The organism is Enterobacter sp. LM3 (genome assembly GCF_046622475.1).
GTDB classification, from domain to species: Bacteria; Pseudomonadota; Gammaproteobacteria; order Enterobacterales; family Enterobacteriaceae; genus Enterobacter; species Enterobacter cloacae_P.
This window is the reverse complement of sequence record NZ_JBJURN010000031.1, coordinates 1-11,165: the sequence shown is the minus strand read 5'-3', so window position 1 is coordinate 11,165 and position 11,165 is coordinate 1. Positions and strand designations below refer to the sequence as shown.

The window sequence follows — 11,165 nt, the reverse complement described above, 5'->3', positions numbered from 1 at the left end:
CCACGTCAATTTTGGCTGAAATTTGACCAGCCAGCCCCCGCGCATCAAGATCGTCTTTCAGCGCAGAGACCGTTATGGGGGCATTAATGAGGATTTCAACGAAACGGCTGCCTTCGAGTGCAGCAAGAACGCCATCCTGAATCAGCAGCAGGTCATCACCTTCGCACAACATGCTCAGTAATGCGTCGATATCACATTGCCACGGAGAACGGCTCAGGGTGTGGAGCATGGCAGCCTCAGAAAGTCAGAACAGTGTCGTAGTGAGAAAGTTGTTCACGCAGTGCGTCAGACGCCAGGATCGTCACGTCCAGAACGAAAGGCGTATTATCTTTTAACCCGCGCGCAGCCAGAGAGTCGGCACACAGATAGATGTTTTCGATATCGTAAAGCGGAAGCACTTTAAACGTCGCGATGTAATCACGAGCAAGGATTGCCTGAGGCTGTTGTCCTGCCAAAAGCTGAAACACCCCGTCTCCTAAAAAGAAAACGCCGATATCTTCGGTTAATGCAGAAGTCGCGAGCAGTGCATCCAGCCCTTCTCTGCCCGACGCACTACCGTGCGGAGCAGAGGTAAAAACAAACGCTACACGCTTCATCAGAATTGCACCACTCTGTCGCAGGTTAGCGCAGCCTGTGCCAGCGCCCCCAGACCACTTAATGAAAAGCCAGGCTGTAAATTGGCCCCGGACAGGCCGAGACGGGCAGCCTCTGTCGTATCCGTCACGCCGCGACGCAATGCCGCCGCCACGCAGATATGCAGCTCAACGCCCTGCTTTTCGTTTAATGCCTGCCACGCACGCACGAGGTCAAACTCATCGCTCGCCGGTGACGTAAACTGGTTCGCGTTATACACCCCTTCCCGATAGAAGAAGACGCTCACCAGTTCGTGTCCAGCCTCCAGGAGCGCATGAGCAAACTGCAGCGCGCTGCTGGCCTGCTGAGTGCCATACGCCGGGCCTGTCACCATTAACGCAAAACGCATTACTTGTCTTGCCCCAGGAAATCACCACTTTTGAACTGGCGAATGTAGAGGTAGACCGTATGCTTGGAGATATTCAGACGATCGGCCACCTGGTTGATGGCATCTTTAATGTCGAAAATGCCTTTCTCGTAGAGGTTCAGCACGATCTGACGATTTTTGGCGTTGTTCGAGACGTTGCGATCGGCATTCACTTCTTCAATGGTGAACTCGAGCGTCTGGGTCACGAGATCTTCCACGGAGGACGCAAAGTTAACAGAAGATCCGACGTCCGGCGTTTCTGGTGGAATAAAGGTACTCATGATTTGCGAGAATGGCACATCAAGGTTTATGTTGATGCACAGCAGCCCAATCACACGGTGTTCGCGGTTTCGAATCGCGATGGTTTCGGATTTCATCAGCACGCCGCTTTTGGCGCGGGTGAAATAACATTTGGAGACGCTGCTGTCCGCGCCAGTCATGTCATGCAACATACGCAATGCAAGGTCGGTGATTGGCGAACCAATTTTACGGCCAGTATGCTCACCATTAGCAATGCGGATGGCGGAACACTTCAGATCCTGCAGGGAGTGCAATACGATTTCGCAGTGGGACCCAATGAGCATCGCTAACCCGTCCACCACCGCTTCGTAGGATTTCAGAATATCGAAATCGGTCTGGTCGAAAGGACGTTGATCCAGCAAATCAAGTTCACTGGTTTCGTTGGTTAAAAGCGACCTGGACATGAAAAAAACACTCCTTTTCAGGAGCCTGTCGTTACGTTTTCAGGGCAGGCTCATTATCTACACGGACAACTAAATTAATACAGCGTGTGTAACGCTTTCCAGTGTTAATTATATCTGCCCCACAATAAAAAAAACCGCCGCCTTTAAGGCGGCGGTTTTCACGACATTACTTCTTGGTGTCTGCTGCAGCTTTCTCGTCTGCAGGCGCTTCTGCTTTAGCATCCGCTTTTGGCGCTGGCTTGATGTCCAGCAGTTCTACGTCGAAGACCAGCGTAGAGTTTGCAGGGATACCCGGAACGCCGGTTTTGCCATAAGCCAGATCTGGTGGGATGACCAGCTTGATCTTACCGCCTTTCTTGATGTTCTTCAGACCTTCAGTCCAGCCCGGGATAACACCGTCCAGACGGAAGGAAAGAGGTTCACCACGGGTGTAAGAGTTATCGAACTCTTTACCGTCGATCAGCGTACCTTTGTAGTTAACCACAACAGTATCGCTGTCTTTTGGTGCGTCACCGGTACCTTCTTTCTCGACTTTATACACCAGGCCAGTAGAGGAGGTTTTTACGCCCTTCTCTTTAGCAAAAGTATCGCGGTAGGCTTTGCCTTTTGCTTCGTTGTCTTTTGCATCAGCTTCCATCTTGGTCTGGGCAGCACCTTTCACGCGCGCTTCAAACGCCTGCAGAGTCTGCTCGATGTCCTGGTCAGACAGTTTGCTCTTATCAGCAAACGCATCCTGAACACCCGCGATCAGCTGAGCTTTATCCAGTTTGATGCCCAGTTTCTCTTGTTCTTTCAGAGAGTTTTCCATGTAACGTCCCAGAGATGCGCCAAGTGCATAGGCGGATTTCTGGTCGTCATTTTTGAACGCCGCTTTGCTGTCTGCAGTCGCAGCAGGCTTCGCAGCAGTGTCAGCTGCGAAAGACAGCGGCGCATTCAGCGCAACAGCCATCGTCGTCGCCAGCAGCGTTACTTTAAACAGTGATTTCATCCATATCTCCAGGGCCTGGGGACTCTCACCCCAGCATTAAACGTAAATGAGTTACGTACTATAAAACGTTGCGGAAGAAATCTACAGACAGACACCCCCGATTATCGCCACTTTTAAGACTATTTTTGTTTAAATAAGTTTCTTGCCAATGGGATGGATACTGTACTTCAGGATAAACTCAGTTAAACTTCGCCGCCGCTGGCCCATTATGGCGAATCAGAAATAGACGAGGTGAATGATGAAGGACACATTGATCGAAGCGAGACTGGCTGAGCTGGAAAGCCGCCTGGCTTTTCAGGACATCACCATCGAAGAGCTTAACCAGACCGTGACCGCGCACGAGCTTGAAATGGCAAAACTGCGGGATCACATGCGTTTGTTAACCGAAAAGCTGAAGGCTACGCAGCCCTCTAACATTGCCTCTCAGTCAGAAGAGACGCCACCACCTCATTACTGAGGCGTAAAAAAAGCGGGATTATCCCGCTTTTTTTGTGCCCGGTGGCGCGAAGCTTACCGGACCTACAAATACCCTATGGATTTCGAGTCGCTGGAAGGCGGCAAGCTTGAAAATCCCCGGGAGCATAGATAACTATGTGACCGGGGTTTGAAAGCGCAGCCAACACACCTGCGGCTTGAAAGACGACGGGTATTAGTGGCAACCGCAGCCGCCGTTACCGCAACCACCTTTACCGTGCTCGTGAGCATGGTCGTGATCGTGGCCGTGACCACCGCAGCAGCCATCGTGGCCGTGATCGTGGTCATGATCGTGACCGTGCGCACCGTGAACGTGGCCATGAGCCAGTTCTTCTTCGGTTGCTTCACGGATAGCCACAACTTCTACGTTGAACTTCAGGTTCTGGCCAGCCAGCATGTGGTTGCCGTCAACCACAACGTGGTCGTCTTCAACTTCTGTGATTTCAACCGGCACAGGACCCTGGTCAGTTTCAGCCAGGAAACGCATGCCAACCTGCAGTTCGTCAACGCCCATGAACACGTCTTTAGGAACGCGCTGAACCAGGTTGTCGTCGTACTGACCGTAAGCGTCGTTCGCGCCTACAGCAACGTCAAATTTGTCGCCAACTTCATGACCTTCCAGCGCGGTTTCCAGGCCGGAAATCAGGGAACCGTGACCATGCAGGTAGTCCAGCGGCGCACTCACCGGAGACTCATCAACCAACACACCGTCTTCTGTACGTACCTGATAGGCCAGGCTGACCACCAGGTCTTTTGCTACTTTCATGATATCTCCTGAGCGTGGGAAAATTGCTGGCGCAGATTGTAGCGGAAATCTGCACCTGTGTACCCTTTAGCTTAAAAAAACTCAGGGCATATCGCTAGTCCGGATGAAAAATGCCGATCACTTGCTCTTCTTTGCGAACGTGATCGCGAGCTTCCTTGTCGGCTTCACGCATCTGGTGACCACACTTAACACACTCAACAACATCAATATTATTTTCACGCCACATGGCCAGCGTGTCTTGCGCCTGGCAGGTCGGGCACTTTGCACCCGCGATAAAGCGTTTACGTACAGCCATCTTTCGTTACCCTTTATTCAAATTCATCCCAGCCATCCAGCTGGCGTCGTTCCTGTTGCATCTCGCGCTGGAAAATCTCTTCCAGCTCACGACGCGCTTCCCGCACACGAGAAATCTGCGCCGTGTCGGTATGCACCGGCATCAGTTCACGCAACATCCGCATATCGAGCCTGCGAAAATGCATCTGCGCACGCTGGGCCTGATGGGGATGCATGCCCAGCGAAATCAGCGCCTTGCGCCCCAGTTCCAGCGCACTGGAAAACGTCTCGCGGGAGAAGTGTTTCACACCCGCCTGCAAAAGTTCGTGAGCTTCCACACGTCCCCGTGCGCGCGCCAGAATATGCAGGTGCGGGAAATGCTGCTGACACAACTCCACCAGCTTCATCGTATCTTCTGGATCATTACAGGTAATGACGATGGATTCTGCCGCTTCAGCCCCGGCGGAACGCAACAGTTCAAGTTGCGTCGCATCACCGTAGTAAACCTTGTAGCCATATTTTCGCATCAGGTTTACCGCGCTGATATCACGTTCCAGCACCGTGATACGCATTTTGTTCGCCATCAATAAACGCCCAATCACCTGTCCGAAGCGGCCAAAACCCACGACAATCACCTGAGGCTTATCATCTTCCACCCACGGGGTTTCATCTTCGTCTTCTGCCGGGTTAAACCGCCGCGACAGCAGTTTATCCACCAGCTTCATCAACAGCGGCGTGGCCATCATCGACAGCGTGACCGTCACCAGCAGCAGCGCCATCTGGTCATCTTTGAACAGCTTCTGGGACGATGCCGTGGAGAACAGCACGAACGCAAATTCTCCCCCCTGGCTTAACACGCTGGCAAACTGCATTCTCTCTGAGCTACGCAGCCCGTAAATGCGTGCCAGTACATACAACACCAGTGTTTTAACCGCCATCAGCACCGCAACGCTCACGGCCACCCACAGCAGATGGGTATAGAGCACGCCGAGATTGAGCGCCATGCCCACCGAAATAAAGAACAGTCCTAACAGCAGCCCTTTAAACGGATCAATGGCAATCTCCAGCTCATGACGATATTCACTCTCGGCAAGCAACACCCCAGCGATGAACGTACCGAGCGCCATCGACAGCCCCAGCGCATCCATAAACAGCGCCGAACCGAGCACCAGCAGCAACGTCGCGGCGGTAAACACCTCGCGCACGCCAGACGCAGCAATAAAACGGAACACCGGGCGCAGTAAAAAACGTCCGCCAATCAGCATCCCGGCAAAGGCCAGCACCTTCATGGAGACTTTCACCCAGTCGAAATGATCGCCGCCTGAACCCGCCAGCAGTGGTACCAACGCCAGCGCCGGGATCACCGCCAGATCCTGGAACAGCAGTACCGAAAAACCCAACTGACCCGCCTCACTGCGGTTCATCCCTTTGTTACGCATCAGCTGCAGTGCCATCGCCGTCGAGGACATTGCGAGACCTATCCCACCAATCACCGCCGCCTGCCAGGCGAAATCAGTCAGCATCAACAGACCAGCCAGAATGGTGGCACTGAACAGCACCTGTGCCGCACCCACACCAAAAATGGAACGCCGGAGCTGCCACAATTTAGACGGATTCAGCTCAAGGCCGATGATGAACATCAGGAACACCACGCCCAGCTCGGAGAAGTGGAGAATTTCATCCACATCACTGATAAACCCAAGCCCCCAGGGGCCAATCGCAATTCCCGCCAGCAAATACCCGAGCACCGCACCGATGCCAATACGCGACGCCAGCGGTACGGCCACCACGGCGGCAAATAAAAAGAGCACGCCCGCCAGCAGCAGGTTCGATCCTTCCATCAGCGACCTCCTGTCGGGATCGGCGATGCCAGCCATTCGCCATAGGCCCGGGCATGACTTGCCAGCTCCTTTGGATCCTGACGTCGCGCCCAGTAGATAATAATCGGGCTCATCCAGTGCATACGGCACATCGCCGCCGTCAGTTCGAATGGCCGCAGGATATCGCTCATCGGATAACGGTTCAGCCCGTCATAGCGGTAAGCGCTCTCTGGCTCACCGGTGGTAATGACGCTACGCCAGTACTTTCCCGCCAGCTGGTTGCCCCCCACTCCGCTGGAGAAACCCCGGCTTAACACGCGGTCCAGCCACTCTTTCAGCAATGCCGGACAGCTGTAGGTATAGAGCGGATGCTGGAACACAATCACGTCATGCTGGCGCAGCAGTTCCTGTTCATGGGGAATATCGATAAAGAAATCAGGATAGTGCGCGTAGAGATCGTGCACCGTCACATTGCTGAGCTGAGTCGCCGGCTTAAGCAGCACCCGGTTCGCCACCGAGTCCTGAGATTCCGGATGGGCATACAGCAGCAGCACTTTTGCTGTCTGAGACATCACTCCCCTCCCGGTTCTGTTTCTGTTTTTGTGTATCGTTGTCGTTTTGGGCTACCATGACGGCCCGGTGGGGAAAATGATCCACACCTTACATTATCATAATGACAAATTAACATAGTCGGAACATACGGCGCTTCTATGATTGTTTTTTCCTCGTTACAAATTCGTCGCGGCGTGCGCGTCCTGCTGGACAACGCCACAGCCACCATCAACCCGGGTCAGAAAGTGGGCCTGGTTGGCAAAAACGGCTGCGGTAAATCCACCCTGCTGGCGCTGCTGAAAAACGAGATAAGTGCCGATGGCGGTAACTTTACCTTCCCCGGGAACTGGCAGCTTGCATGGGTCAACCAGGAGACGCCTGCGCTGAGTGAACCGGCACTCGACTATGTTATCGACGGCGACCGTGAATACCGTAAGCTGGAAGCGGAACTCAATGCTGCCAACGAGCGTAACGACGGTCACGCGATTGCCACCGTTCACGGCAAGCTGGATGCCATCGATGCCTGGACTATCCGCTCCCGCGCCTCCAGCCTGCTGCACGGTCTGGGCTTTAGCAACGAGCAGCTCGAACGCCCGGTTAGCGATTTCTCGGGCGGCTGGCGTATGCGCCTTAACCTGGCGCAGGCACTGATCTGCCGTTCCGACCTGTTGCTGCTCGATGAACCGACTAACCACCTCGATCTCGATGCGGTTATTTGGCTGGAGAAGTGGCTGAAAAGCTATCAGGGCACGCTGATCCTGATCTCCCACGACCGCGACTTCCTCGACCCGGTGGTGGACAAAATCATTCATATCGAACAGCAAACGATGTTCGAGTACACCGGTAACTACAGTTCTTTCGAGCGCCAGCGCGCGACGCGCCTTGCTCAGCAGCAGTCCATGTATGAGAGCCAGCAGCAGCGTGTGGCACACCTGCAAAGCTTTGTTGACCGTTTCAAGGCCAAAGCATCGAAGGCCAAACAGGCGCAGAGCCGCATCAAGATGCTGGAACGCATGGAGATGATTGCCCCGGCACACGTGGATAACCCGTTCCACTTTAATTTCCGCGAGCCGGAGAGTCTGCCCAACCCATTGCTGAAGATGGAAAAGGTCAGCGCTGGCTATGGGGATCGCATCATCCTCGACTCCATCAAGCTCAACCTGGTGCCGGGTTCACGTATCGGTCTGCTGGGGCGTAATGGTGCCGGTAAATCGACGCTGATCAAACTGCTGGCAGGCGAGCTTAACCCGGTCAGCGGTGAAATCGGGCTGGCGAAGGGCATCAAGCTTGGCTACTTCGCCCAGCATCAGCTGGAATTTTTACGCGCGGATGAATCCCCGATTCAGCACCTGGCGCGGCTGGCCCCACAGGAAATGGAGCAGAAGCTGCGCGACTATCTCGGCGGTTTTGGCTTCCAGGGCGATAAGGTCACCGAAAACACCGAGCGCTTCTCCGGCGGCGAAAAAGCTCGCCTGGTACTGGCACTGATTGTCTGGCAGCGCCCGAACCTGCTGCTGCTCGATGAACCAACGAACCACCTGGATCTCGACATGCGTCAGGCACTGACCGAAGCGCTGATCGAGTTCGAAGGCGCACTGGTTGTCGTCTCGCACGATCGCCACCTGATCCGCTCCACCACCGACGACCTCTACTTAGTCCACGACGGTAAAGTCGAACCGTTTGACGGCGACCTGGAAGACTACCAACAGTGGCTGACGGACGTGCAAAAGCAGGAAAATCAGCCGGAAGAGTCCGCGAAGGACAACGCCAACAGCGCACAGGCACGTAAAGACCAGAAGCGCCGTGAAGCGGAACTTCGCACCCAGACACAGCCGCTGCGTAAAGAGATCGCCCGTCTCGAAAAAGAGATGGAAAAACTCAATGCGAGGCTCGCCACCGTTGAAGAGAAGCTGGGCGACAGCGGACTGTACGACCAGAGCCGCAAAGCCGAGCTGACTGACTGCCTGCAAACCCAGGCGAAAACCAGGTCCAGCCTCGAAGAGTGTGAGATGGCATGGCTGGATGCGCAGGAACAACTGGAAGCGATTATAGTAAATAACTGACAAGAATTAGCATCGCATCGTTATGACCCAAATCATTCCATCAGACTTCGACCTCGCCGTTGAAGAGAGCGCAGAGTTTGTGCCCATGCGCGGCGTGGCGAATCGCCACCTGCAGACCATGCTGCCGCGCCTGATCCGCCGCAAGGTGCAGTTCACCCCATACTGGCAACGCCTGGATTTGCCGGACGGCGACTTTTTGGATCTCGCCTGGAGCGAAGAACCGGAGCAGGCCAGACATAAACCCCGCCTGGTGGTGTTTCATGGTCTGGAAGGCAGTCTGTACAGTCCTTACGCGCACGGATTAATCCAGGCCGCGAAAGACCGTGGCTGGCTCGGCGTGGTCATGCATTTTCGCGGATGCAGCGGCGAGCCAAATCGCCAGAAGCGTATCTACCACTCGGGTGAAACGGAAGACGGCACCTGGTTTTTACACTGGCTGAGAGAGAACTTTGGTACGGTGCCAACGGCGGCCGTAGGGTATTCGCTGGGCGGAAATATGCTGGCCTGCCTGCTGGCAAAAGAGGGTGAAACGGTCCCGCTGGACGCAGCCGTAATTGTCTCTGCCCCCTTCATGCTGGAACAGTGCAGCTACCATATGGAAAAAGGGTTTTCCCGGGTGTATCAGCGTTATCTGCTCAATCTGCTGAAAGCCAATGCAGCGCGTAAACTGAAGGCCTATCCGGATACCTTGCCGGTCAGCTTGCGTCAGCTCAAAAAGGTGCGCCGTATTCGCGAGTTCGACGACCTGATCACCGCCAAAATTCATGGCTTTGCCGACGCAATTGACTACTATCGCCAGTGCAGCGCGATGCCGTTGCTGAGCAAAATCACTCAGCCGACGCTCATCATTCATGCCAAAGATGACCCGTTCATGGATCATCACTCAATACCGGCGCAGGAATTTTTGCCTGACAACGTTCACTATCAGTTGACCGAACATGGCGGTCACGTGGGGTTTGTCGGCGGCACGTTACGTCGCCCGAAAATGTGGCTGGAGGCGCGCATTCCTGACTGGTTAACCGCTTATCTGGACGGTGCAAAATGATCATCCCCTGGCAGGATCTGTCTCCCGAAACGCTCGATAATCTGATTGAAAGCTTTGTATTGCGTGAAGGCACCGATTATGGTGAACATGAACGTTCGCTTGAACAAAAGGTCAGCGATGTAAAGCGCCAGCTCAAAAGCGGCGACGTGGTGCTGGTATGGTCTGAACTGCATGAAACGGTCAATATCATGCCCCGCAACGCGTTTCACGGCTGACCTTTAAACCTTTCCAGTCAGGGAGTTGCTATGTCTGCCAGACATCCGGTTATTGCCGTAACGGGTTCGAGTGGTGCGGGCACCACCACCACCAGCCTCGCCTTTCGCAAAATTTTCGCTCAGCTGAATTTACGGGCGGCAGAAGTTGAAGGCGACAGCTTTCACCGCTACACGCGCCCGGAGATGGACATGGCCATCCGCAAGGCGCGCGATCTCGGCAAACACATCAGTTATTTCGGCCCGGAGGCCAACGATTTCGGTCTGCTGGAGCAAACCTTTCTTGAATATGGCCAGACCGGCAAAGGGCAATCCCGCAAATATCTGCATACCTACGACGAAGCCGTTCCCTGGAACCAGGTGCCGGGAACCTTTACCCCCTGGCAACCACTGCCGGAACCTACCGACGTGCTGTTTTACGAAGGGCTGCACGGTGGCGTGGTCACGCCGCAGCACGACGTCGCACGTCATGTGGATCTGTTGGTCGGGGTGGTACCGATCGTTAACCTGGAGTGGATACAGAAACTGACGCGTGACATCAGCGAGCGCGGTCATTCGCGTGAGGCGGTGATGGATTCGGTGGTACGCTCAATGGAAGATTACATCAACTTCCTGACGCCACAGTTTTCCCGTACCCATATTAACTTCCAGCGTGTGCCGACGGTGGATACCTCCAACCCGTTCGCCGCCAAAAGCATTCCGTCGTTGGATGAGAGCTTTGTGGTTATCCATTTCCGCAATCTCGAAGGCATTGATTACCCGTGGCTGCTGGCGATGCTGCAAGGCTCGTTTATTTCGCACATGAATACATTGGTGGTACCCGGTGGAAAAATGGGGCTGGCGATGGAGTTAATCATGACACCACTGGTGCAGCGGCTGATGGAAGGGAAGCAGATCGCGTAATCATGTCCCCTCTCCCCGTGGGTTGAGGGATCCCCACAAATTACAGGTTGGCACAGAATACCCCCTCTCCCTTGAGGGAGAGGGCTGGGGTGAGGGGGAACATAAAGCAGTAGTGGTTATTCCGTTCACTTTATGTTGATTGCTACTCTGTAACGACGATACAGGTGAACGTGCCAGGGCGGTTCACCGCCACCGCCCTGGCAACCCGGGCTCCCGGCAGGAAAATCGCCGCTGCGCGGTACCCTCAGCTTATTCCTTCAGGCTTCGGGTCGGGCATTAGCCTGCATCTGAAGTGGTTTAATAGTTTTAGACACGTTCAGAGGTTATAAATTAAATAACTGATGAGGTGCAAAAAATGAATTCAC

At 54.4% G+C, this 11,165-nt stretch carries 14 protein-coding genes; 5 read left to right on the top strand and 9 right to left on the bottom strand.

Going from position 1 to position 11,165, the window contains the following annotated elements:
- The 5 genes from tusB to fkpA form a co-directional block, all read right to left on the bottom strand.
- On the bottom strand, positions 1–229 hold a 229-nt coding region (tusB, locus tag ACJ9N4_RS20405; RefSeq protein WP_411500744.1), incomplete at its 3' end, for a sulfurtransferase complex subunit TusB.
- Positions 230–236: 7 nt separating this feature from the next.
- Entirely contained in the window at positions 237–596 is a 360-nt protein-coding gene (tusC, locus tag ACJ9N4_RS20400; RefSeq protein WP_182272859.1) for a sulfurtransferase complex subunit TusC, read from the bottom strand.
- The gene (gene tusD / locus ACJ9N4_RS20395; protein WP_182272860.1) at positions 596–982 is read right to left on the bottom strand and encodes a sulfurtransferase complex subunit TusD; all 387 of its coding nucleotides are present in this window, start codon (positions 980–982) and stop codon (positions 596–598) included. The genes tusC and tusD overlap by 1 nt, the downstream gene beginning before the upstream one ends.
- Positions 982–1,704, bottom strand: a complete 723-nt coding sequence (locus ACJ9N4_RS20390) for a transcriptional regulator (protein ID WP_182272861.1) — start codon at positions 1,702–1,704, stop codon at positions 982–984. Before ACJ9N4_RS20390 ends, tusD begins: the two co-directional genes overlap by 1 nt.
- Before the next feature lie 166 nt (positions 1,705–1,870).
- Positions 1,871–2,692, bottom strand: coding sequence for an FKBP-type peptidyl-prolyl cis-trans isomerase (gene fkpA / locus ACJ9N4_RS20385; protein ID WP_182272862.1), 822 nt, complete (start codon positions 2,690–2,692; stop codon positions 1,871–1,873).
- 238 nt (positions 2,693–2,930) lie between these two features.
- On the opposite strand from fkpA, the gene ACJ9N4_RS20380 reads away from it, so the two are divergent.
- Positions 2,931–3,149, top strand: coding sequence for a protein SlyX (locus tag ACJ9N4_RS20380; RefSeq protein WP_182274585.1), 219 nt, complete (start codon positions 2,931–2,933; stop codon positions 3,147–3,149).
- A 192-nt stretch (positions 3,150–3,341) separates the two neighbouring features.
- On the opposite strand, the gene slyD is transcribed toward ACJ9N4_RS20380, so the two are convergent.
- The 4 genes from slyD to kefG all read right to left on the bottom strand — a co-directional run bounded on the left by slyD (position 3,342) and on the right by kefG (position 6,597).
- Positions 3,342–3,932: a peptidylprolyl isomerase gene (gene slyD, locus ACJ9N4_RS20375; RefSeq protein WP_182272863.1), complete on the bottom strand. Its 591-nt coding sequence runs from the start codon at positions 3,930–3,932 to the stop codon at positions 3,342–3,344.
- A gap of 94 nt (positions 3,933–4,026) precedes the next feature.
- Positions 4,027–4,227, bottom strand: a complete 201-nt coding sequence (locus ACJ9N4_RS20370) for a YheV family putative zinc ribbon protein (RefSeq protein WP_010436300.1) — start codon at positions 4,225–4,227, stop codon at positions 4,027–4,029.
- Positions 4,228–4,240: 13 nt separating this feature from the next.
- Positions 4,241–6,046 carry a glutathione-regulated potassium-efflux system protein KefB gene (kefB, locus tag ACJ9N4_RS20365; RefSeq protein WP_182272864.1) on the bottom strand — a complete coding sequence of 602 codons (1,806 nt, stop codon included), beginning with the start codon at positions 6,044–6,046 and terminating at the stop codon, positions 4,241–4,243.
- Positions 6,046–6,597 (bottom strand): glutathione-regulated potassium-efflux system ancillary protein KefG, encoded by a 552-nt coding sequence (gene kefG, locus ACJ9N4_RS20360; protein ID WP_182272865.1) that lies wholly within the window; start codon positions 6,595–6,597, stop codon positions 6,046–6,048. Before kefG ends, kefB begins: the two co-directional genes overlap by 1 nt.
- 138 nt (positions 6,598–6,735) lie before the next feature.
- Here kefG and ACJ9N4_RS20355 point away from each other — a divergent pair, with 138 nt between their 5' ends.
- From ACJ9N4_RS20355 to ACJ9N4_RS20340, 4 genes are read left to right on the top strand one after another with little or no spacing between them, the layout of a single operon-like run.
- Positions 6,736–8,640 (top strand): ABC transporter ATP-binding protein, encoded by a 1,905-nt coding sequence (locus ACJ9N4_RS20355; RefSeq protein WP_182919043.1) that lies wholly within the window; start codon positions 6,736–6,738, stop codon positions 8,638–8,640.
- A 22-nt stretch (positions 8,641–8,662) separates the two neighbouring features.
- Entirely contained in the window at positions 8,663–9,685 is a 1,023-nt protein-coding gene (locus ACJ9N4_RS20350) for a hydrolase (protein ID WP_182272867.1), read from the top strand.
- Positions 9,682–9,900 carry a YheU family protein gene (locus ACJ9N4_RS20345; RefSeq protein WP_006177849.1) on the top strand — a complete coding sequence of 73 codons (219 nt, stop codon included), beginning with the start codon at positions 9,682–9,684 and terminating at the stop codon, positions 9,898–9,900. Before ACJ9N4_RS20350 ends, ACJ9N4_RS20345 begins: the two co-directional genes overlap by 4 nt.
- A gap of 30 nt (positions 9,901–9,930) precedes the next feature.
- Complete coding sequence (locus ACJ9N4_RS20340; RefSeq protein ID WP_182272868.1) at positions 9,931–10,800, top strand: phosphoribulokinase; 870 nt, start codon at positions 9,931–9,933, stop codon at positions 10,798–10,800.
- Positions 10,801–11,165 lie beyond the last annotated feature (365 nt).